This is a genomic window from Methylicorpusculum oleiharenae (genome assembly GCF_009828925.2).
GTDB lineage: Bacteria > Pseudomonadota > Gammaproteobacteria > Methylococcales > Methylomonadaceae > Methylicorpusculum > Methylicorpusculum oleiharenae.
The window spans coordinates 4,856,063-4,877,487 of record NZ_WUTY02000001.1; the positions used below are offsets into that span (position 1 = coordinate 4,856,063).

The 21,425-nt window shown below is 46.6% G+C and carries 20 protein-coding genes; 9 read left to right on the forward strand and 11 right to left on the reverse strand.

All coding sequences use genetic code 11. The annotated features are described in order from the left end of the window. Positions 1 to 70 precede the first annotated feature (70 nt). Genes queF through asd form a run of 3 tightly spaced genes read left to right on the forward strand, consistent with a single transcriptional unit; the run spans position 71 to position 1,610 of the window. On the forward strand, positions 71 to 460 hold the full coding sequence (gene queF / locus GO003_RS21630; protein ID WP_159655864.1) for a preQ(1) synthase: 390 nt from the start codon (positions 71 to 73) through the stop codon (positions 458 to 460). Positions 461 to 466: 6 nt separating this feature from the next. Next, a complete protein-coding gene (locus tag GO003_RS21635) occupies positions 467 to 760 on the forward strand; it encodes an EscU/YscU/HrcU family type III secretion system export apparatus switch protein (RefSeq protein ID WP_159655862.1) in 294 nt (97 codons plus the stop codon). Beyond that, positions 750 to 1,610: an archaetidylserine decarboxylase gene (gene asd, locus GO003_RS21640; protein WP_159655860.1), complete on the forward strand. Its 861-nt coding sequence runs from the start codon at positions 750 to 752 to the stop codon at positions 1,608 to 1,610. The genes GO003_RS21635 and asd overlap by 11 nt, the downstream gene beginning before the upstream one ends. Before the next feature lie 57 nt (positions 1,611 to 1,667). On the opposite strand, the gene GO003_RS21645 is transcribed toward asd, so the two are convergent. The 8 genes from GO003_RS21645 to hrpA form a co-directional block, all read right to left on the reverse strand. After that, positions 1,668 to 4,520 (reverse strand): PAS domain S-box protein, encoded by a 2,853-nt coding sequence (locus GO003_RS21645; RefSeq protein WP_159655858.1) that lies wholly within the window; start codon positions 4,518 to 4,520, stop codon positions 1,668 to 1,670. Between the two features lie 154 nt (positions 4,521 to 4,674). Beyond that, positions 4,675 to 5,091, reverse strand: coding sequence for a BLUF domain-containing protein (locus tag GO003_RS21650; protein WP_159655856.1), 417 nt, complete (start codon positions 5,089 to 5,091; stop codon positions 4,675 to 4,677). Between the two features lie 245 nt (positions 5,092 to 5,336). Beyond that, positions 5,337 to 5,891, reverse strand: coding sequence for a tetratricopeptide repeat protein (locus GO003_RS21655; RefSeq protein WP_231089137.1), 555 nt, complete (start codon positions 5,889 to 5,891; stop codon positions 5,337 to 5,339). A 221-nt stretch (positions 5,892 to 6,112) separates the two neighbouring features. After that, entirely contained in the window at positions 6,113 to 7,306 is a 1,194-nt protein-coding gene (gene lpxB / locus GO003_RS21660) for a lipid-A-disaccharide synthase (RefSeq protein ID WP_159655852.1), read from the reverse strand. A 17-nt stretch (positions 7,307 to 7,323) separates the two neighbouring features. Then, a complete protein-coding gene (locus tag GO003_RS21665; protein ID WP_159655850.1) occupies positions 7,324 to 7,467 on the reverse strand; it encodes a hypothetical protein in 144 nt (47 codons plus the stop codon). Beyond that, the gene (locus GO003_RS21670) at positions 7,460 to 8,557 is read right to left on the reverse strand and encodes a DegT/DnrJ/EryC1/StrS family aminotransferase (protein WP_159655848.1); all 1,098 of its coding nucleotides are present in this window, start codon (positions 8,555 to 8,557) and stop codon (positions 7,460 to 7,462) included. The genes GO003_RS21665 and GO003_RS21670 overlap by 8 nt, the downstream gene beginning before the upstream one ends. 77 nt (positions 8,558 to 8,634) lie before the next feature. Beyond that, a complete protein-coding gene (locus GO003_RS21675; protein WP_159655846.1) occupies positions 8,635 to 9,588 on the reverse strand; it encodes a Gfo/Idh/MocA family protein in 954 nt (317 codons plus the stop codon). A gap of 666 nt (positions 9,589 to 10,254) precedes the next feature. Continuing rightward, complete coding sequence (hrpA, locus tag GO003_RS21680; RefSeq protein ID WP_159655844.1) at positions 10,255 to 14,142, reverse strand: ATP-dependent RNA helicase HrpA; 3,888 nt, start codon at positions 14,140 to 14,142, stop codon at positions 10,255 to 10,257. Positions 14,143 to 14,303: 161 nt separating this feature from the next. Here hrpA and GO003_RS21685 point away from each other — a divergent pair, with 161 nt between their 5' ends. Continuing rightward, a complete protein-coding gene (locus GO003_RS21685; RefSeq protein ID WP_231089138.1) occupies positions 14,304 to 14,861 on the forward strand; it encodes a putative metalloprotease CJM1_0395 family protein in 558 nt (185 codons plus the stop codon). A 15-nt stretch (positions 14,862 to 14,876) separates the two neighbouring features. Here the strand turns inward: GO003_RS21685 and GO003_RS21690 are convergent, their stop codons facing one another. After that, positions 14,877 to 15,605 carry a metallophosphoesterase gene (locus tag GO003_RS21690; RefSeq protein WP_159655842.1) on the reverse strand — a complete coding sequence of 243 codons (729 nt, stop codon included), beginning with the start codon at positions 15,603 to 15,605 and terminating at the stop codon, positions 14,877 to 14,879. Between the two features lie 88 nt (positions 15,606 to 15,693). On the opposite strand from GO003_RS21690, the gene ispG reads away from it, so the two are divergent. Both ispG and GO003_RS21700 read left to right on the forward strand, forming a co-directional pair. Next, positions 15,694 to 16,917 carry a flavodoxin-dependent (E)-4-hydroxy-3-methylbut-2-enyl-diphosphate synthase gene (gene ispG / locus GO003_RS21695; RefSeq protein ID WP_159655840.1) on the forward strand — a complete coding sequence of 408 codons (1,224 nt, stop codon included), beginning with the start codon at positions 15,694 to 15,696 and terminating at the stop codon, positions 16,915 to 16,917. Positions 16,918 to 16,971: 54 nt separating this feature from the next. After that, on the forward strand, positions 16,972 to 17,445 hold the full coding sequence (locus GO003_RS21700) for an ATP-dependent zinc protease family protein (protein WP_159655838.1): 474 nt from the start codon (positions 16,972 to 16,974) through the stop codon (positions 17,443 to 17,445). 85 nt (positions 17,446 to 17,530) lie between these two features. On the opposite strand, the gene GO003_RS21705 is transcribed toward GO003_RS21700, so the two are convergent. Continuing rightward, entirely contained in the window at positions 17,531 to 18,712 is a 1,182-nt protein-coding gene (locus GO003_RS21705; RefSeq protein WP_159655836.1) for an NnrS family protein, read from the reverse strand. Further along, positions 18,709 to 19,500 carry a ferritin-like domain-containing protein gene (locus tag GO003_RS21710; RefSeq protein ID WP_159655834.1) on the reverse strand — a complete coding sequence of 264 codons (792 nt, stop codon included), beginning with the start codon at positions 19,498 to 19,500 and terminating at the stop codon, positions 18,709 to 18,711. Before GO003_RS21710 ends, GO003_RS21705 begins: the two co-directional genes overlap by 4 nt. A 16-nt stretch (positions 19,501 to 19,516) precedes the next feature. Between GO003_RS21710 and GO003_RS21715 the strand changes: the two genes are divergently transcribed. The 3 genes from GO003_RS21715 (at position 19,517) to GO003_RS21725 (ending at position 21,421) form a co-directional block, all read left to right on the forward strand. After that, a complete protein-coding gene (locus tag GO003_RS21715; protein WP_159655832.1) occupies positions 19,517 to 19,873 on the forward strand; it encodes a VanZ family protein in 357 nt (118 codons plus the stop codon). 95 nt (positions 19,874 to 19,968) lie between these two features. Then, positions 19,969 to 20,568, forward strand: a complete 600-nt coding sequence (locus GO003_RS21720; RefSeq protein ID WP_159655830.1) for a GNAT family N-acetyltransferase — start codon at positions 19,969 to 19,971, stop codon at positions 20,566 to 20,568. After that, entirely contained in the window at positions 20,558 to 21,421 is an 864-nt protein-coding gene (locus GO003_RS21725; protein WP_159655828.1) for a carbon-nitrogen hydrolase family protein, read from the forward strand. The genes GO003_RS21720 and GO003_RS21725 overlap by 11 nt, the downstream gene beginning before the upstream one ends. Positions 21,422 to 21,425: the final 4 nt, after the last annotated feature.

Sequence of the window (21,425 nt, forward strand, 5' to 3'; positions counted from 1 at the left end):
GTGAAAGACCGCGTATTATTCACGATATCAGCGCGGACTTCGACTTTTTATTTAACTTTTTCAACGAATCATGACAACACAGCCCACTGATGTATTGGAAACATTTCCTAACCCACGCCCTGGCCGTGATTTTACAATCCGGATCGACATCCCCGAATTTACCTGTTTATGCCCCAAAACAGGTCAGCCCGACTTTGCCACATTGACGCTGGAATATGTACCCGATCAACTGTGTGTCGAATTAAAATCGCTGAAACTGTACATGTGGATGTTTCGTGATCGAGGCGCTTTTCATGAGGCTGTCACCAACGAAATTCTCGACCATATTGTTGCCTCCATATCGCCCAACTTCATGCGTCTTAAAGCCAACTTCAACGTGCGCGGCGGTATTTATACAACAGTAATCGCCGAACATAAAAACAGCAACTGGCAAGCGCCTGCCTTGGTCCAACTGCCTTAAACAACGATGGCCAAGACCTATTACACCGCCGATTTGGCTGTCGCATTAAAATACGACGGCAAGAATGCCCCCAAGGTGACGGCCAAAGGTGAAGGTCTTACCGCCGAACAAATCATTCAAATCGCTGAGCAACACGGCATTCCCCTGCAAACCGAACCGGAACTGACACGCATTCTGGCCCAGATCCCGTTAGGTGAAGAAATACCGAACGAACTTTATCTGGCGGTTGCCGAGGTGATTGCGTTTGCTTATTTTCTCAGCGGCAAAGTCCCCACTACCAATAAAACCGATGACGATTAAAGAAACCCTGACCACGCTCCCCCAATATATCCTGCCGCATCACGCCCTGTCGCACATGATGAGCCGCCTGACTCATTGCGAAAACAAGGCCTGGAAAAACCTGATGATCAGGCAGATTATCAAACACTACGGCGTCAATATGGATGAAGCATTGATACAGGATATCGAGGCCTTTAAAAGCTTTAACCACTTTTTTACCCGCGAACTGAAACCGGGTGTCCGTCAGCAGACTTGGGAAAACGGGGCCATTGCCTGTCCTGCCGATGGTCAGGTCAGTCAAGCAGGCACTATTACGGCAGGCCGGATTTTTCAAGCCAAAGGCAAAGAGTTTACTGCCACGGAATTACTGGGCGGAGACAACGCGCGCGCTGAGCCGTTTAATAACGGCCACTTTACAACGATCTATCTGTCGCCAAAAGATTATCACCGCCTGCATATGCCGTTGGCCGGGACTCTGCGTGAAATGGTGCATATCCCGGGCCGTCTTTTTAGTGTAAATACCGCGACCACCAACAGCGTGCCTGGCTTGTTCGCCAGAAATGAACGCGTTGCCGCAATTTTTGACACCGAAGTCGGTCCAATGGCACTGGTCCTGGTCGGTGCTATTTTTGTATCCAGCATAGAAACTGTCTGGCACGGCGTCGTTTCACCGCCCACCGTTGAGTCAGTTCGCGCCTGGCAATACCGGGATGATCCGCCCCAATTGGCTAAAGGCGAGGAAATGGGACGATTCAATATGGGTTCAACAATTATTGTGCTATTCGGCGAAAACCAAATGACCTGGAACGAGGATTTAAGGTCCGGTCAGACAGTAAAGCTGGGACAGGCGATTGGTAAAGTCAAAAGCTGATTTAGCAGCTTGTTTCATAGTCGGCTAACTAAGGTTCCTGAAATACACCCGGGAACCTTATTTTTCCAGCCACTTCAGCAAGGTTTCGTATAAAAATTCGGTGTTAACCGGCTTCGGTAAATGGTCGTTTATACCGGCATTAAGACAAACGTCCCGGTCTTCACTGAATACATTTGCCGTCATCGCGATGATGGGTGTTTCAGCATAGCCCGGCAATAACCTGATCGCTTTAGCCGCTTCAATACCATCCACTTCCGGCATCTGCATATCCATCAGTATCAGTAGGTAACAGCTCGAACGGGCCTTCTCAACCGCGACCTTTCCATTCTCGGCAAACTCCAGAATTAGCCCCGTATCGAGTAGCTGATGATGGATCAGCATCTGGACAAGCCGAGTTTCATCGCCTTTGAGGACGAAAGGCAATTGCCCGGTTTCGACTTTGAAAAGCAACCCTTTATCAGATATCCGCTGTTCCATCAGTCCGTTCACTTTTTCGATCAGCTCAGAGAGGGTGAATTCGGCTTGCGATAAAGTAAACTTTCCGGCCTCGATCTTGGAAATGTCGAGAATATCGTTGATGATCGCAAGCAAATGATCGGCCGAAGACGATATTTTGCTCAACTTGTCCAGATGTTCTGCGCTCAAACCGCCTTTCCGTAACAGCAGATAGGTCATTCCGATAATAGCGTTCATCGGGGTTCTTATTTCATGCGACATATTGGCAAGAAAGTTACTTTTAGCCAAATTAGCATCATCGGCCTGCAACTTGGCTTCACGCAGCTGAGTTTCTATCTGTTTACGATTGGTTAGATCAATGTGTGTACCGACCGCCCGCAACGGATGACCATCGCTATCATTCTCGACTGACTTGCCGCGACTGAGTATCCACTTATAATCACCGTCTTTGCAGCGCATGCGAAATTCAATCTCATAATGACCGTAATCTTTAAGCCTTTGATGTGCCTGAGCGACAACGCTATCTCTCTCATCCGGATGCAGAAGTTTCACCCAGTCACTGTCTTGATAATGCGCCAGTTCATCGGGTGCGTAGCCCAACATCTTGCTGTAGGCCGCATTGATATAAACCTGACCGGTTTTAAAATCCCAATCCCAGACTCCATCATTTGTGGCTTCCAGCGCATAGTTAAAGCGCTCTTCGTTGATCCTGATCTGCTCCATCGCCTGCCCGAGTTCCCGGGTACGTACTGCAACGCGTTGTTCCAGATTCTGATTCAAGGCTTGAAGCTGCCGTCTTTGCTGATTGCGCTCGGTAATATCTCGCGAGGCAGCATAAACATAATGGACGCCGTCATTGTCGATGTTGCAGGCACTGATCTCCACTTCCAGCAGACTGCCGTCACGTTTTCTATACACAGTTTCAAATATGAGAGCCTCACTCTTTGTCAGGAGTTTATCGATACGCGCCTTTAGTGTCTCTCTGTCAAACTGGACTTCCCAGTCGCTCACATGAAGCAGGCCAATCAAGGTCCTGTCATAACCCAGCATTTGAAGGAAAACATCGTTGGCGTCAATCAATGTCCCTTGACTGTCCAATATATGGATGCCGTCACTGGCCATTCTCAAAATGGCATCAAGACGCTGGCGATCACGAGAAATTGCCTGCTCCACAGTTTTGCGCGTGGTAATATCCTGAACAGTGCCGAGTAAATTCTCAGCCTGTCCATTGTCGTCATAGACAATTTGCCCCAAGCCATGCATCCAGCGCTCGACACCGTCGCAGGGCCGAATTATCTTGTATTCTGCATCAAATGGCTTGCGTTCTCTGATGACTTCCCGAAGATAGTCGTTCATAGGCTTATTGAAATCCGGGTGCATCAAGTCAACCCAGCCTTCAATCGTGTGAGGATAGTCCTCGGTAATGCCGAAAATATGGTTCATAACAGAGGTGCATTCCCACGCGCCTGTTTTAAGACTCGTAATGTAGCAACCGATATTGGCCGCCTTTTGCGATTCACGCAGAAGTCGCTCACTCTTTTTTAACGATTGTTCGGCTTGTGTGCGAGCGAGTTCATAGGCCTGCAGTTTTTTCTGCATGTCGGATACGCAACCGAGCACACTATGCTCATTTCCGGGTTTAATTGTGATCAGTGCGGATAAATCACCTTGACCGATTCTGAGTAAATTGACCTGAACGTCCTCAAGAGAACTTCCCAGCGCTTTTCGCAAAGCCCCATAGGCCCGAAAAAGCATAAAAATTGCCGCTATTGAGAAATATATGAAGATCAGGCGAAATAGTAAGGCATTTCGCCAAGCTGATTTGATTGCCGCGAGTGTGCGCTGGTCCATCATTTGAAAAAATTCGTTAATAGGCTGGATGATTTTCAACTTGGCCTGATAATAATTTTCATCATTGATCAGCTGCCTTGCCTGTTCACGACTGACCTCGGCCTCCGGACCAACGACCTCTACCAGTTGCATGGCCCTGTATTCCAGGGCAGTCAAATCGTCAGAATTCTTTTTGGCTAGATCCAGTTTGGCAAATTCCTCTTGCGTAAATCCTGCCTGCCGCATCAGGTCCAGTAAAGCAACACCCGTCCCGCTTTCAACAGGCGGAGGCGATAGGTTTCCCAGGACCATATCCCAATAAAAATTTTGATAGTTTTCAGGCCGGGGAATCTTGCCGTTACGAATATCCAGTATGTTTTGAAAGTATTGCTTGTATCGGATGTCCCCAGAGACAGTGTAGGCTCTCACCATCCGGGTCAGGTCATCAGAGCTTTGATGCAACTGTTGAGCGAGGTCGTAAGAGATTTGCCGTAATTCATTCGCCCGATCCAGCCTTTTTTCCGCATAAACATAAACAACAAATACAGTAGCAAGCACAAAGAAAATACCAACGGCCAGAGCAACTTGTTGGGAAACTCTTGAAGAGGATTTACTGAAAATCATTTGTCTGATGCATACTGAAGACATTGGGTGATTTGAAATGAACAGTGCCGATGATGAAGATTACGTGTTTCAAAACGCACATTCAGTATCGAACCTTCATTGACAAAGCCTATTCCGGGAGATGTTTGGAATTAATCTTCATCTGCAACGAGATTCAACGGCTCTTGCTGAAAAAATAGAGCAAATCCAGGCAGGCGTGCGGGTTACTCTTGAAATTACTGACATCCAGTGGGGAATTCATGAACCGGGTATAGCCCGCTACAGCGTTTAAATTTTCGTCGGCAAGGTCGCGAAAGCCCATGGACCAGTCTCTAAATACAGGCACACTAATCTGTTCCTCAAGAAGGACAATCACACCCCGATGACAGGAGTCTTGGGTGATCACTTCAAATAAATTCCGGACAACCGTTTCTTCACCCTCAAGAACTTGCATAAAATTACCGTCTTTATACAACAGCATGCCTGAAATACCCTGCTTGGCATTATTTTCACGGGACTTAACCAATAGCGCCAACAAGTCGCTTTTGCTAAAGGGTTTGATAGCAGAACTGACATAAACCAGATGAAACATGAGCATTCCTTTTAAAACGGCTATGCGGGCAGATTGACAGGACGCTATCGTCACCCGCTTATGGCTTCAGATACAGAAAAACCTTAAAGCAATATTAGCAAAATACAGGCGTCTTTGTTTTGACTGAGGGAAGTTATTTCAAGCTGAAGTTTCCCAGCTTTTATGGGGATGTCCGGGCTTGTTAGGCCGCTGTGTTTGCATTAATAGTTGATGTCCTTTCAACTCATAAAGCGAACAGTGCTTATTTAAAGACTATTGGCTTTCAGCATGGCGTCTTTCGCCCCTGCAACATTGCCTTGGGCATTCCGTGCTTCGGCAATTAACAACCAGCATTTTCGTTTTAACGCCCGATCAGAACCCGCCAATAAATCGGCTTTTCTGGCTAATTCCTCTGCCAATTTTGGCTGCGACTGTTTTAGTCTTACTTCGGCAAGTTTATAGATCAGGGACGGATTGCGTGGCTCTATTCTCAAGCCTCTTTCCAGGGTTGCAACAGCGGCATCCAGATTGCCTGAGCCTGAACTGCGCTCGGCGTCAGACATTAACGCCACAACTACCGGGCTCAAGGGTGCCGGCGCAGCGCGGGCCGAACTGGTAGCCCATGACGGAGGCGGGGCATTATCTGCGCCACCCGGAACTTTTGGCAGAACCGGCTTGACGGGCGGTTTTACGGTAACGGGTGGAGGCGGTTTCGGATAGGTTTTAGGTGAAGTGACCACTGGATCTCGGGTCTCAACTTGGGCACAGCCCCAACCAGTCAGAACAAAACTGACGATGATCAATAAATTAATTAATTTCATGCTATCCACTTTATAGAAATATGCCATGAAGGGATCTTCTCCATCTTCCAATTTTATTGGGTGTAGGTGCTTGATTGAAAAGGCATCTTCAACAGGGGCGTTTTCACGCGTCCTTTGAATCAAGCACCTACACCCTCAATTCAAAGCGTGCGAGTAGTTACCCTTAAGGGCTTATTGAGAGTTAAGCATTGTGTGCTTAATGATTTATTAATACCGACTAATTATCGCGAGCGCGTGTCAGGATTTTTCAGCATTTCCAGCGCTAAATCGGCCATGTTTTTTGAGCCCCCGCCTTTGCCCAAGATTGTTTTCACTCGCTGCAAATCCGCTTTTATCGCTTCTGAATACTGGCTGTTCTGGACGATAGCCAACACCTCGCCGGCAATATTTTCCGCTGTTGCATCCTGTTGTATCAATTCTTTAACAATACCTTTTCCGGCAACGATATTGGGCAAGCCGATAAAAGGCGTTTTTACCAGGTATTTAGCCAGCCAGAATGTCATCCAAAACAACTTGTAAACAATCACCATCGGAATTTGCAGCAACGCAACCTCCAGCGTGGCGGTACCCGATGTGGTCATCACGGTATCGCAGCATTGAATTAATTCATAGGTTTGCTGCTTGACAACCTGGATCTTTGAATCACTTTGACTCAGAAAACGCTGTAACAAATCATCACTGATGCCGACCGCTTGCGGCAAGACAAATTGTACAGTTGGTAAGCGGGAACGAATGATTTCAGCAGCGGCCAGCATAACCGGCAACATCCGCTCTATCTCATGTGCACGACTGCCTGGCAATAAACCGATTATGGGGTGTTCAGGGTTCAATTCAAACCGTGTCAGCGATTCTTCGCGAGACCATTGCGGATGAACTTTATCCACAGAAGGATGACCCACGTAGCGGACCGGAACATGCTCTGCCTCGTAATAAGCGGTTTCAAAAGGAAAAATGACTGCCATCATATCGATTACTCGGCCATATTTTTTGACGCGTCCGGGCCGCCAGGCCCAAACCTGGGGACTGACATAAAACAAAACTTTGATGCCTAATTGCTTGGCAAATTTGGCCAATTTAAAATTAAATTCTTTGTAGTCTACACAAACCAGCAAATCGGGCTTTTCGCTAACCAGCAATTGCTTCATGCAGGTCAGCGCTCTGTTGATTTCCGAATAGTGTTTGATCACCTCAAATAAACCGATCACGGCAATGCCGGTTGAATCAAAACGGACATCAATACCGGCTTTTTGCATCTGACTGCCGCCCATGCCTAGCCCTTTTAGGTTAGGCAGTTGTTTTTTCAATTCCAGAAACATATGAGCGGCATGCTGTTCACCCGAGGTTTCTCCGGCACTGAACAGCAGAGTTAGCGGTCTGTCTGATTCTGCCGCATCGCCTTGAGTCAATGATGTCATGTTATACCTTTCGCACTTCAAATTTCGGCAGTGCCTAAGGAGGCAACGGGTTGTTCGCCAAAGGCTTTGCCTACATGGATGTATATACGGCGTTCTTTGACGGGCACCCCGGTGCCGAATTTCGATCTACGATGGGTATAGTTCAAATACCTGTTAGCCAACCAGAGTCCTCCTGATCACACCCACGATTTGCTCAATCGTTTTATCTTCCAATGAGGGACAAATGGGTAAAGACAGACAGGTTGCCGCCACCTGCTCTGTTACCGGCAGTTTTACATGGGCATAAGCGTCTTTAAAAACATTTTGCTTATGCAAGGGAACCGGATAATAAACGGCACACCCAATTTGCTGGTCTTGCAGGGCCTTCAGCACGTCATCGCGTCTATCGCATAACAAGGTATATTGATGATAAACATGCTCACCCAGGCCATCTTCAAATGGCGTAGTCAAAGGCAAATCAGCCATCAGCTTAGAATACAGATGCGCCGCCCGGCGTCTTCCGGCATTGTATTGTTCGATACGTTTTAATTTAACCCGCAGGATCACTGCCTGCATATCATCCAGCCGGCTGTTGTATCCAATGACATCGTGATAGTAACGGACTTTAGAGCCGTGATTGTGGTACATCTTGAGTTTTTCGGCTATCTCGTCGGATTGCGTGACCACAAGTCCGCCATCGCCGAATGCGCCTAAATTTTTGCTGGGAAAAAAACTGAAGCCGGCTGAAGAACCAAAACTGCCGGTCTGACGGCCATTCACTCTGGCACCGAAAGATTGGGCACAATCCTCAATCAGTTTCAATCCGTGTTTTTCGCAAAGTTGCTGGATACGTGTCAAATCAGCAGGCTGTCCGAACAAATGCACCGGCATGATCGCCTTGGTTTTTGGGGTAATAGCCTGCTCGATTGCATCCGGGTCGATATTGAATGTTTTAGGATCAATATCAATAAAAACCGGTGTAGCGCCCACATAACAAATGGCTTCGGCTGTCGCGATAAACGTGAAGGGGGTGGTAATAACTTCATCACCGACGCCAATGCCTTCCGCCAATAAAGCCAGATGCAGAGCGTCCGTTCCGGAAGCGACACCTACAGCATGTTTGACACCCAAATATTCAGCCGCTTCTTTTTCAAAATTCTGAACATTGGGACCTAAAATAAATGAGCAATTGGCAATTGTCTCGGCAATGCCTTGCTCAATCTCATCCCGGATTTCTTCGTATTGAGCTTTTAGGTTGACCATCGGTATCATAGTTATCTCATGCCTCTATTTTCGTTTTTATGGAAACGCTGGATTGATTGAGTGATCTTAACGATCGAGATCGCCAATTACAGGCGGCGATCGGTGCCTGCCTGGGTCAGCAATTTGGAAATTTCCAGTGCAGTGGCAAGCGCCCGTCTGCCGGCTTCTCCCGATACAATCGGATTGTCACCGGTTTGAATACAATGAACAAAATGTTTGATCTCTTCCATCAACGCATCGCCATTTTCAAACACCGACTCCTCGTTGACGATTTCCGGTATGCCGGGAAACATTTCTTTGTCGCCGGTTTTGTATTTGGTCAATACCCGGTTTTGAAAATCAACTGAAATATAAGAACTGGGCCGGAACAAGCGCATTTTGCGCTCCATTTTCATGCTGATGCGGCTGGCGGTGACGTTCGCAACGCAGCCGCTTTTAAACACCAGCCGCGCATTAGCAATATCGATATCTTTGGTTAAAACAGCCGTTCCGCTGGCATCAATGCGTTCCAGATCCGAGTCAACCAGGGCCAGAATAATATCGATATCGTGGATCATCAGATCCAACACCACGCTGACATCATTGGCTCTGGGATTGAAAGGCGAAAGCCGGTGCGATTCTATAAACAGCGGCTTTTCATCTTTATCCAGCCCCAATACGGCCGGGTTAAAACGTTCTAAATGCCCGATTTGAAGAATCTTGTTATTTTGTTTGGCAAGAGCAATCAACTCGTCCGCTTCTTCAACGGTAACCGTAATCGGCTTTTCAACCAGAACATGGGCGCCGTGTATGAGAAAATCCTTGCTGACGGCATGATGTAAAGTCGTGGGCACCACGATACTGACGGCATCCACCTGGCCCAATAATGACTGGTAATCGGTCAATGCCTGAGCACCGTGTTTTTCGGCAACGGCTGTTGCTGCCGCCTCATTGATATCGACAACGGCAACCAATTCACAATCGGGCAATGAAGCGTATTTCTCAGCATGAAATTTACCCAGATAACCTGTTCCGACTACTGCGCACTTAATTTTATTCATGAAATTCCTATACTTAACCAATCAAGCTTTACCAGGCGGGCAATTTACAAGTACCCAGACATTTTAAACGTTATACGACCATTTCATAGACTATGTTCGTGTTAATAGTGGATGTCGCCCGCAGCAAAAGAAAGAGCGATGTAGGATGGATAAGGCGACAGCCGCATCCGCCAAGCTTTTAAAGGTGGATGCGCTGTCGCTTATCCACCCTACCCATCTGCCACCCTGACTTTCACGGTAACGCGAACATAGCCATTTCAAAGGTGCTCTATGGATTGGCTGAATGATTTGACTAATCAGGTGAAGCACTGACTACACCCAATCCGTAGTTTAATTTGGCTAATCATTATCCGGTAATTCATCACCCCTGTCATGCGCTTATAGCGCCAATACCGTACTTTCAAATAATCCGGCGCCCCCTACGCCAATCTATTTTCAGAGCCATCCAAATAATGTACACCCTGTGGATAAGTCTGTGCGCAGCTTGTTTTTTCGAAGTGCATAGTCAGCCTCTGCGGCAAACTGTACGCTCCTAGAAAAAATTTAAATATCAATTATTTCAGAAAGATAGATAATATCACCGGATCGTTTATCCCATATTCCAGCCAATAAAACCCGTCGAGATCAACTGTGCATAACTCGTATCGAGTCTAAACCAATTTACCGCTAAAACCGTTCATCCCATACTTTTTCAAGACGCTTGGCTGAGACAGGAAAAGGCGTTTTTAACTGCTGGGCATACAAAGAGACTCTGAACTCTTCCAGTAACCAGCGAAACGGATCGGATTCGGGAATTACGCTTTTTTTCTTGGCTCGTTCGGCCACTTCCTTCCAAAAACGCTGACAAAAGCGGTTGATTTCCTGCTGCTTCTGCACGTCGTTATTCATTTTTTCCAGACGGTATTCAACCGCCTTCAAGTAGCGGGGAAACTGCTTTAGCTGCTGGTATGGCGTTCTTCTGATAAAACCCGCATAGACCAGTAAACTGAGTTGCTCGTTAATATCCTTACCCAGCGGATCAGAAGCGTTCAGCCGCTGCAATTGCCTGTTGATTGCCCCGACGCGCTCCATGACTTCCTTCGCTAGAAGGCTTGCCTCATTTGTCACCTGGATCAATTTTGATTTATGCGCGTCAAGACGCTGCTCGAAAATCGGCTGGCTTCTTATCAAGCCCTCATCCAGGAATACCGATGAGAATACGCAATATAAAATATCCTCTTTAAATGATCGCCCAGCATAATTGTTTAGCAGCGGATGTGGCGAAAGTTTTTGATAAATCAACTCCAAAGCCGGTGAATGCGGCATATTTTTGAGTAAATATTTACACTCTTTGGCTAAATACAACTGAAATAGTTTGACCAATCCGTCGTGATGCGTGTCATCGGCTTTTTGTCGGGTATCAAAAATCTTGACGCCCACCGAGTCACCTTCATCAACAATAGCCGGATAACCTATAAACGCCTGGCCTTGCTGAATAAATTGGTAGGTTTCCGGTAAATCATCGAAAGCCCATTGCACACAACCGGTGTAATTGAGCTCATCGGCCGCAATTTGGTCAAAAGTTTGTCCTGCTTTTTGGCTAAAGCGGCTCTGTAATTTTTTAAGATCGCGACCGTAATCAAGTAACGTGCCTTGCTCATCGACGATGCGATAGTTCATTTTTAAATGATCGCTGAGCACGTCGGGATGCCATTCATTTAATGGTATCGCCTCGCCGGTCAGTTTTCTCAAGCGTGTCCCCAACCATTCATACAAAGAGCCTTTAAAATCCGGTTCGATTTCAAGACACTGCTTTGCCGTTTGCGGTACCGGGACAAAATGTTTTCGCAGCTGTTTGGGCAGCGATTTGATCAAGCCAATCACTTTTTCCTCGAGCATTCCGGGCACCAGCCATTCGAAAGGCTGTTCGCTGACCTGATTGAGCTGATGTACCGGGATGATCGCTGTTACGCCGTCCTCGTCATGGCCGGGTTCGAAGCGATATTGCAAATTAAACGTCAAGCGCCCTACCGATTTGCTGTCAGGAAAATCCCATTCATTGACCAAATGGTCTTGTTCGCGCGTAAGATCCACTTTGGTTAAAAACAGGAACCTGGAATTCTCACGTTCAACCGTTTTGCGCCATTGCTCAAAGGTAACGCCGTTGACTACCGATTCGGGAATTTTTTTGTCATAAAACTGAAACAGCCATTCTTCATCTTCAATCAAGTCAACCCGGCGTCCTTTATGCTGGATATAGCCGACTTCTTCCAGCAATTGCTGGTTGGCCTTAAAAAAGGGCGCATTGGTTTGATATTCATGATTGACCAGACCGAAACGTATGAAGAAATCGCGCGCCGCTTTTGGATCAACATGTTCGTAAGGAATCTTGCGCTTGGCCTGAAGTGTCAGTCCATACAGCAAGGTGCGCTCGTATATGCCGCTGCGTCCGGCTTTTTTCTCCCAGTGCGGATCGTAGTAGTTGCGCTTGATCAGATGACCTGAACACGCCTCTATCCATTCCGGTTCAATTTGGGCAACTGTGCGAGCATACACTTTACTGGTTTCTACATGTTCGGCCGCCATAATCCATTTTGGCCTCAGCTTATGTAAGCCGGATCCCGGAAAAATAAAGAATTTCAGTCCACGCGCGCCCAGGTATTCGTATTGCTCATGCTTAAAACCTATGTTGGATAACAATCCTGGCAATAGTGCGCGATGAATTTCGGAATATCCCGCTTCCAGCATATTGGGCTTGAGTTTAAGCTCACCTTTAATGACCTGCATGATTTGGGCATGAATATCAAACCACTCCTTCATGCGGATATATGACAAAAACTGATCCTTGCAGTACTTACGCAGCTTGTTGTTCGACAGGTGTTTTTTCTGTTCTTCGAACGCATTCCAAAGGTTGAGCAACGTCAGAAAATCCGATTCCGGGTGCTTGTAAATCGCATGCTTGGCTTCGGCTTGCGGAAGTTTGTCGGCGGGTTTATCCCTTGGATCCTGAACACTGAGCGCTGAAACGATGATTGACACTTCGGTTAAACAATTCAGTTCAGCGGCAGCCAGCAACATCCGGGCAAGCTTGGGATCAGTGGGCAGTTTGGCGATCTGTTTGCCCATCTCGGTCAACCGGCCTTGCTTATCCAGGGCGTTGACCTCATGCAGCATGGTTTTGCCGTCGCGAATCATCTTGTCTTCAGGCGGCTCGACAAACGGAAAGTCTTCGATATCGCCCAGATTCAACGAAATCATTTGCAAAATGACCGAAGATAGATTGGTCCTCAGAATTTCCGGTTCCGTAAATTCCGGACGGGCACTAAAATCATCCTTAGAATACAAACGAATGCAAATACCCTCGGCAACCCGCCCACATCGCCCGGCTCGCTGATTGGCACTGGCCTGGGAAATTTTTTCTATGGGTAAGCGCTGAATTTTACTGCGATGACTGTATCGGCTGATGCGGGCATGACCGGTATCAATCACGCAGCGAATGCCGGGTACGGTCAACGATGTCTCAGCGACATTGGTCGCTAATACGATCCTTAGTCCGCCTTTGGGCTTGAACACCTGTTCCTGCTCACTGACACTGAGTTTTGAATATAACGGCAGAATTTCGTAACCGGTAGGATGGTGTTTTCTTAACGATTCGGTCGTTTCCCTGATTTCCCGCTCGCCGCTTAAAAAAATCAGAATATCGCCGCGCATGTCCCTTGCTAATTCGTCAACCGCATCCAGAATCGCCTGCTGCAAGTCGGCCGTGGTTTCATCGTTTTCTTCACTTTGCTCTATGGGCCGGTAGCGAATGTCGACAGGATAGGTCCGACCGGAAACTTCAACAATCGGCGCACCGCTGTAATGTTTGGCAAAGCGCTCCGGATCAATCGTGGCAGAAGTTATGATCAGCTTCAGATCCGGCCTCTTGGGCAAGAGCCAGCGCATATAACCCAGCAAAAAATCGATATTCAAACTGCGCTCGTGAGCCTCGTCAATGATGATCGTGTCATATTGATTGAGGTAAGGATCATTTTGAGTCTCGGCCAGCAAAATGCCGTCGGTCATCAATTTCACCAATGATTCGGAATGCGTTTTGTCGTAAAAGCGGACTTTATAACCGACCGATTTACCAAGAGGCTCGCCCAGTTCTTCGGCAATTCTGTCTGCCACGGTACGAGCAGCAATCCGGCGCGGCTGGGTATGCCCAATGAAACCCGAAACGCCCCGGCCGAGTGCTAAACAAATTTTCGGTAGCTGAGTTGTCTTACCTGAACCGGTCTCGCCGCAAACGATAACGACCTGGTGCTGCTGAATCAGCTGGGCAATTTCATCTTTTTTGCCGCTGACCGGTAAATCGGGAAAGTTAATCGCCGGAATGCCGGCCTGTCTTTTTAGCTTTTTACCAACTGACTGCTCAATGCGTCCTGCCAAAACGGCCAGCTTTGACTCTTGAGCTTTACCTTTCTGATAATCGCTACGCAGCCGATCCAACTCGCGCTTTAAGCTGTGTCGGTCTTGATTGAGACAGTCGGACAGCTTTTTACTCAATTGCTTGATAAGTTCGTGCGAAGACATTTTTTCTTTTCCAATGACAATTGGCGGGTATTATAGCGGTTACGCACACCTTTTTTGTCAGTATGGACAACTATTCCTGTGCCGACTACACTTGACGCAGGGTCAAGTTAAGCCGACCTGATTTAATAAGATTCCGCACGATTAAATTCATAGGTGTCGTTGTGATTACGTCCGTATCAATGCATCAAATCACGAATTGGCCGGTTGTAAGTTCTGAAAAGGCACATACGCATGAAAAAAATACCGACTCCTCAACAGCAACAACGCAAGAAAAACTGCCGCAAACCGGCACTTCACCCTCACCTGAAGCGCAAGATCTCGAAAAAATTAAAGTAATAGAATCACTTAAAGCCAGAGACCTCGAAGTCAGAGCTCACGAACAAGCGCATATTTCGGCATCAGCAGGATTGGCAACCGGCGGAGCCAGCTTCACTTATCAGCAAGGCCCGGACGGCAAGCGCTATGCTATCGGAGGAGAAGTTAACATTGACACTTCTTCAGTACCCGGCGACCCCAGCGCAACATTAAGAAAAGCAGAAACGATAAGACGAGCGGCACTTGCGCCGGCAAATCCATCCGGACAGGATTACAAAGTTGCATCAAAAGCCGCCCAGATGGCAACGAAAGCGCAAATGGATATGATAAAACTGCAACAGGAAACTCAATCAGAGAGCGTATCTGAAGAAAAACCAAGCCTGAAGATTGACCTGTCGGCCTGAGCGGCCCGTTAAAATCTAGATATCGACGACCCGATTGACATCAAAACCTTCCACCATCTTTCTCCCCACATAACCCCTTGGATTGCATAACACCCTGGCTCCGGCAATTCGGTAATCGCCCGGACTGTGAATATGTCCATGAAACCATGCAGCAATCTCGTACTCATGTAACAACCACTTTAAATCATTGCAATAGGCTAATTTTTTCAGGGTATGAGGCGATCCATTCCAGCTCCATTCGGAAGGGGCATGGTGGGTAACAATGATTGTTTTTCCTGAAAAAGGACGTTCCAGTTCGGCTATTAACCATTTTTTTGATCGTTCATGTAACTTGAAAAAAGCAAGCGGATCAAACGCTTTTTCAGAATATTTTATTTTTCTAAAATCATTGAGCGAATTGCTCAGAACAACCACTTTTTCCTCACCTTCCTGAAACAAATCAGTCCACAAGGTACAGCCTAGAAATCTGACATCCTGAAAAACAAACTGATTATTTTCCAAAAAATGAACCCGGCTGCCTGCGCACTGCTCTCTGAGGGTTTTTAGTGTGTCATGGTACTCCTGGGTATAAAATTCATGATTTCCGGCAACATAGATAACCGGTTTGTTTATTGTTTTGAGCCATTCAACACCTTGTTTATAGATCCCGATATCGCCCGCCGCTATAATGACATCGGCATCATTACCCGGTAGATCCAGTGGGCCGAATTCAAGATGAAGGTCTGAAAAATAGTTGATTTTCACTAATTTACTCTGTTGAAAGCCGGGTATAAGGTATACTGGGGCTTATTTTTTCAGATAACAACAACCTTTTCCATAAAGATATTTGGCTATGTCAAGCAGACCCAGAAAAATCACACAACAAGTTCTCATCGGTGATATTAAAGTCGGAGGCGGTGCTCCGATTGTTGTTCAATCTATGACTAACACCGACACAGCGGATGTCAGTTCAACGGTCAATCAGGTAATGGAGTTGTCAAGAGCCGGCTCCGAGATTGTCCGGATTACTGTCAATACTGAAGAAGCGGCAAAAGCAGTTGCCGAGATTCGCAATCAGCTGGATCAAAAAGGTTTTACTGTGCCGCTGGTCGGAGACTTCCATTTCAATGGCCACAAGCTGCTGGAAAAATATCCCGATTGCGCTCAGGCACTGGATAAATACCGTATAAATCCCGGAAACGTCGGGCGCGGTAAAAGCCGGGATCCACAGTTTCAGCAAATGATTGAATTTGCGTGTCAATATAACAAACCGGTGCGCATTGGCGTCAATGGCGGCAGTCTGGATCAAGCCGTTCTTACCCGCTTGCTGGATGAAAACCGGGAAAAGCCGGAACCGTTACCTTTGTCAGCCATCACACGGGAAGCGATTATCCTCTCTGCCCTGGAAAGCGCAGCAAAAGCTGAGGAAATTGGCTTGGGTAGAGATAAAATCATACTGTCTTGCAAAATCAGCAACGTCCAGGAACTGATCAACATCTATCAGGATTTGTCAGACCGTTGCGATTATTCGCTGCACCTTGGCCTGACCGAAGCCGGCATGGGCTCAAAAGGCATAGTTTCTTCAGCAGCAGCCTTGTCTGTGCTGATGCAACAAGGGATAGGCGATACCATTCGAATATCCCTGACACCTGAACCCGGCACAGCAAGAACTCAAGAAGTCGTCGTCGCTCAAGAGATTCTCCAAACCATGGGATTCAGATCGTTTACCCCCATGGTCATTTCCTGCCCGGGATGCGGACGGACTACCAGCGATTATTTCCAAAGATTAGCAATGGACATCCAATCTTACTTACGCATCAGTATGCCGACATGGAAGAAGAAATATCCCGGCGTAGAAGAAATGGAAGTCGCCGTAATGGGTTGTGTAGTTAACGGCCCGGGCGAAAGTAAAAGCGCCAATATTGGCATCAGTTTACCCGGTACCGGTGAAACGCCGGTTGCCCCGGTCTACGAGGACGGAGAAAAAACGGTCACTCTAAAAGGTGATCACATAGCCGAGGAATTCCAGGCAATCGTTGAACGTTATATAGAAAGCCACTACGGCACTTCCAACTAAAATCAACCTCTTATCCTTTGGTCTCTTAGACCAAAGGATATACCGCTTAATACGATGAGCTCACCGGAAACAGAACTGTCACGACTGGGCTGGCGAGAATGGATCGCCCTGCCCGACCTGAATATCCCCCTGATCAAAGCCAAAATAGATACCGGTGCTCGTTCTTCAGCACTTCATGCTTTTATGGTTGATCCCTATAAACGCGGAGGGAGTCACTGGATTATGTTCGCCATCCATCCGTATCAAAACAGAACCGATATCATTGTGGAATGTCACTCTCCAGTCCATGACAGGCGGGTTGTATCGGACTCGGGAGGTCATCGTAACCGCCGCTATGTCATAAAGACCCAGCTGGTTGTCGGTCAAAAAATTATGGTGGCCGAACTGACTTTAACCAATCGGGACACCATGAAATTCAGAATGTTATTGGGACGAACCGCAATGCGGGGTCACTATGTAGTTGATCCGCAAAAGTCTTATCTTCAGGGAAAACCGGATTTCGTTACACCTTTGAAGCAACCGGAATGATCCCGCGGCATATCCCTCACCGATAACCAAGTCGAACGATTTTTTTGTATGAAAAAGTTAAAACCGAAAGATATTCCGCCTAAACCTAACCGGGTTTTCCGTCTTCTCTGGGTGCAGCGAGAATGGGGCCGTAGTAATACAAAAACAGAGAAAAGGCTGCCAGCCAGCATAAGGTTGACAGATAAAGCATCTGCCCATACCAATCAGGCAGCATAGCGGGCATGATTACTCGGGCAAAAGCTGACAGATTGATCAATACAAAAGCGAGGGCAATGACATTGGAAGTTTTAAGTATTCTGCCGGTATGACCCAGGGCAACCCTGGCCATCATCCCCATTGTCAACACCCCTATTCCACCGACCGCAAATGCATGCATCGATAAATAAGCCGGTATCAAACCATAGGCGGAAAGACCCACCATCACAAAGCCCAAAATAATCCATCCGTAGCCTATATATAAAATCCACAACAGTGGAACATACCAGATACGATGGATGTACCAGCCGGCAATTCTCAACATGTTAGCTATAACCGCGGCAACGACGGCGATGATTAAAACCGCACCACCAATATCAAGCATTTGCAGAACAAAAATGCTTACACCGCTGACTACAGACAACACATCCAGCACGGGACTTCTAATGGCCATGGTGCCCGACAATCCTTTCTCTGTAAAAAAAGGAAATACAATGCCTGCGATGACAAGAATCATCGTAATAATGGTATAAACCAGAAGCTGTATACCCAAATGACCGACGTTGTCTGCCAGACCCAATTGTTCAACATGAATTAAGGTATTGGCTATTGCCATTACCAGCAGCAAACCCAAAAACAGGGTACTTCGCCTGTCTCGCGCCGCTAAAACAGGCTTAACCAGAGATACTATCAACACCGGCAAAAAGGCCCAATCGATTATCGCGATCATCAAGTCCGGCAGTAATCCAGAATAAAAAGGCACAATTCGCCCGTACAGCCATAGCAAACATAACCCTGCCAATTGATCGCCGCTTAAAGTGGCCTGACTTGTCCAGTTTCTTATCGCAGTCAATAAAAAACCGGCGATTACAGCCGATGTGTAACCCATCAACATCTCGTGAGCATGCCAACCGGTTAATTGAAAATAATTCTTGAGTTCTATCTCTCCCTTGAATATGCCGTTCCATAACGTGATTAAAACTAAAGCCGATAAAACAGCTAAAGCGAAAAAAGCTCTGAACCCAAGACTAAACAGTGGATAGTCAAATATTTTTTCATTGGTGTTATTCATTTTTCCAGCCAGTCAAGTTCCGCCTCTGAGAAGCCTGCCATTATACGCATTTCTCTATTAAATGGACCTTTGGGTTTCCCCATGTCGTAATGTTTAATCAGATCAATATATTTTTTATCGGGTACCAGCGTTTGCCGTTCGCATTCAAACCTAAACCATTTTGAACCCAGCTCAACATGACCGATTTCATCGTTTAAAATTTTTTCAAGAATAGCAGCACTCTTTGTATCGCCGATGCCTTTAAATTTGTTGATCATAACCGGTGTCGCATCAAGCCCTCTCGCCTCCATACAACGCGGCACAACTGCCAATCTAGCCAAAAGATCATCCGCAGTTTGCTGGGCATGCTCCCATAAGCCGCCGTGCGCAGGCAGATCACCGTAATCAATTCCCCTGCTGATAAGATGCTCACGAATCATGGAAAAATGCTGAGCCTCTTCTTCGGCAACCATCAGCCAGTCTTTATAAAAAGATTCGGGCATATCGCGAAACCGGTATAGCATGTCCCAAGCCAATGATATCGCGATAAATTCGATATGTGCGATAGCATGAAAAAAGGCCGTTTTGCCTTCTGAAGTATTAAACGATCGCTTGGGCATATGCCGCGGAGACATTAATATGGGCCGTTGCGGAAATCGAATCTTATCGATAGCCATTGGCGAATCAGAAGATTTTAAGCATAATTCCCCGCTTTCAAATTGCTGCCAGGCCAAATGCGTCCACTTTAACTTGCCCTCAATGGAGTCATCACTCAAGCACAGCCTGGCTAAATCAAATATATTTTTCATTTTAAACCGATTAAAAATGACACAATTACTGGATACCTTCGCACTGATTATTTACTGTTCTTTCATATACTGGCTTTCAGATCAGCCATCAGTGCCTGTGCCCATGTGGTTTGACCACCAGGACAAGCTGTATCACGGTGGCGCTTATTTTATAATGGCTATACTCACATGGCGATTATTTAGGCACTTTACCGCAAAGCCCTGGCTTATTGGCGTTTTAGCCTTTATTTTTTGCTCCCTTTTTGGCTTATCCGATGAATGGCATCAATCGTTTGTTGCCGGCCGATATGCTGATTTTGCAGACTGGCTGGCTGACAGTGTGGGTGCAATGATAGGAATATTGGTCATCTATCGATTAACATCCCGCGCCTGAATCCGCTAAAATAGCCTATTTGCAGAGAAACACCCTGTTGGTTATCAAAAGTTTTAAAGCCTGAGTCGTTATAGCCATTTAATATCTTACATTCTATGTCACAAAATATAAGCATCGAACGCTGGAGCGGGAAAGCTCTGGAAAAATACATCCCGGATCTCGCACGTCTAAGAATTGAAGTCTTTCATGACTTCCCCTATTTGTATGACGGTGATTTCGAATATGAGAAACGATATCTTCAAACTTATATTAATTGCCCGGACAGCGTTATTGTTCTGGCTTTTGATGGCGATAAAATCATCGGCGCTTCCACAGCCATCCCTTTAAAGTATGAAACCGATGAAGTCAAAAAGCCTTTTGTTGAAAAAGGCTATAACGTCGATGAAGTCTTTTATTGTGGCGAATCGGTATTGAACAAAAATTATCGCGGCTTAGGGATAGGCGTAAAGTTTTTTGAGCAACGGGAAGCTCACGCAGCTGATCTGGGTGGCTTTAAACATGTTTGTTTCTGCTGTGTAGAAAGATCCGCTGAACACCCCAGGCGACCGACCGACTATGTGCCGCTGGATAAGTTCTGGAATAAACGCGGCTATGTCAAGCATCCTGAATTACAGACAACCTATTCCTGGAAGGATCTGGATGATGAAGCCGAAACCCCCAAACTTATGACATTCTGGTTAAAACATGACCGTTAAAATTGCAACCGCTCAATATGACATCAGTTTTTTAGAAAGCTGGTCCGATTATGAACAAAAAATCAACCAGTGGGTGCAGCAGGCAGTAGAAGAAAATGCGCGTATCCTTTTATTTCCGGAATATGGGAGCCTGGAATTAGCCTCGCTGTTTCCGAAAGAAATATACAGCTCGCTAGAAAAACAGCTGTCTGAATTACAAACGCTGCATGAAAGATTCGTCAATTTCTACCAACTGCTGGCTAAACAGCATAACTGTTATATTCAAGCAGGGACATTTCCGGTCAAACTTGAGTCCGGGGAATACCGTAATCGCGCTTATTTGTTCATGCCGAATGGAACCTGTGATTATCAGGACAAGCTACAGATGACCCGTTTTGAGAATGAACAATGGCTGATTAAAAGCGGGACGGAATTGAAATGCTTTGATACCGACTTCGGAAAAATAGCAATAAATGTCTGCTATGACAGCGAGTTTCCTTTGCTTGCCAGAAAACAGGTTGAAGCAGGAGCCAATCTGATACTTGTGCCCAGCTGCACTGATACTCTGGCAGGTTACCATCGGGTAAAAATTGGCTGTCAGGCCAGGGCCCTGGAAAATCAGTGTTATGTTGTGCAATCTCCAACAGTCGGATCCGCTGCCTGGTCTGAAGCTGTAGACATCAATATCGGTGCTGCTGCTGTTTACACCCCTGTCGACAGAGGATTCCCGGATAATGGGATTGCTGCCATGGGCGAGTTGAATAAAACCCAGTGGGTTTTTGCTGATTTATATCTGGAAAACATCGCTAAGGTAAGAGAGGAGGGCCAAGTCTTTAACTACAGAGATTGGCCTTTACAGTCCCGGTTTATGTAATCCG

What these genes read in the sequence shown, in the direction of transcription:
- GO003_RS21715 (WP_159655832.1), top strand. Translation starts at nt 19,517, where the DNA reads ATGACACAATTACTGGATACCTTCGCACTGATTATTTACTGTTCTTTC.
- GO003_RS21720 (WP_159655830.1), top strand. Translation starts at nt 19,969, where the DNA reads ATGTCACAAAATATAAGCATCGAACGCTGGAGCGGGAAAGCTCTGGAA.
- hrpA (WP_159655844.1), bottom strand. Translation starts at nt 14,142, where the DNA reads ATGTCTTCGCACGAACTTATCAAGCAATTGAGTAAAAAGCTGTCCGAC.
- GO003_RS21650 (WP_159655856.1), bottom strand. Translation starts at nt 5,091, where the DNA reads ATGTTTCATCTGGTTTATGTCAGTTCTGCTATCAAACCCTTTAGCAAA.
- GO003_RS21725 (WP_159655828.1), top strand. Translation starts at nt 20,558, where the DNA reads ATGACCGTTAAAATTGCAACCGCTCAATATGACATCAGTTTTTTAGAA.
- GO003_RS21705 (WP_159655836.1), bottom strand. Translation starts at nt 18,712, where the DNA reads ATGAATAACACCAATGAAAAAATATTTGACTATCCACTGTTTAGTCTT.
- GO003_RS21710 (WP_159655834.1), bottom strand. Translation starts at nt 19,500, where the DNA reads ATGAAAAATATATTTGATTTAGCCAGGCTGTGCTTGAGTGATGACTCC.
- asd (WP_159655860.1), top strand. Translation starts at nt 750, where the DNA reads ATGACGATTAAAGAAACCCTGACCACGCTCCCCCAATATATCCTGCCG.
- GO003_RS21655 (WP_231089137.1), bottom strand. Translation starts at nt 5,891, where the DNA reads ATGAAATTAATTAATTTATTGATCATCGTCAGTTTTGTTCTGACTGGT.
- GO003_RS21700 (WP_159655838.1), top strand. Translation starts at nt 16,972, where the DNA reads ATGAGCTCACCGGAAACAGAACTGTCACGACTGGGCTGGCGAGAATGG.
- GO003_RS21675 (WP_159655846.1), bottom strand. Translation starts at nt 9,588, where the DNA reads ATGAATAAAATTAAGTGCGCAGTAGTCGGAACAGGTTATCTGGGTAAA.
- GO003_RS21670 (WP_159655848.1), bottom strand. Translation starts at nt 8,557, where the DNA reads ATGATACCGATGGTCAACCTAAAAGCTCAATACGAAGAAATCCGGGAT.
- queF (WP_159655864.1), top strand. Translation starts at nt 71, where the DNA reads ATGACAACACAGCCCACTGATGTATTGGAAACATTTCCTAACCCACGC.
- GO003_RS21645 (WP_159655858.1), bottom strand. Translation starts at nt 4,520, where the DNA reads ATGATTTTCAGTAAATCCTCTTCAAGAGTTTCCCAACAAGTTGCTCTG.
- GO003_RS21635 (WP_159655862.1), top strand. Translation starts at nt 467, where the DNA reads ATGGCCAAGACCTATTACACCGCCGATTTGGCTGTCGCATTAAAATAC.
- ispG (WP_159655840.1), top strand. Translation starts at nt 15,694, where the DNA reads ATGTCAAGCAGACCCAGAAAAATCACACAACAAGTTCTCATCGGTGAT.
- lpxB (WP_159655852.1), bottom strand. Translation starts at nt 7,306, where the DNA reads ATGACATCATTGACTCAAGGCGATGCGGCAGAATCAGACAGACCGCTA.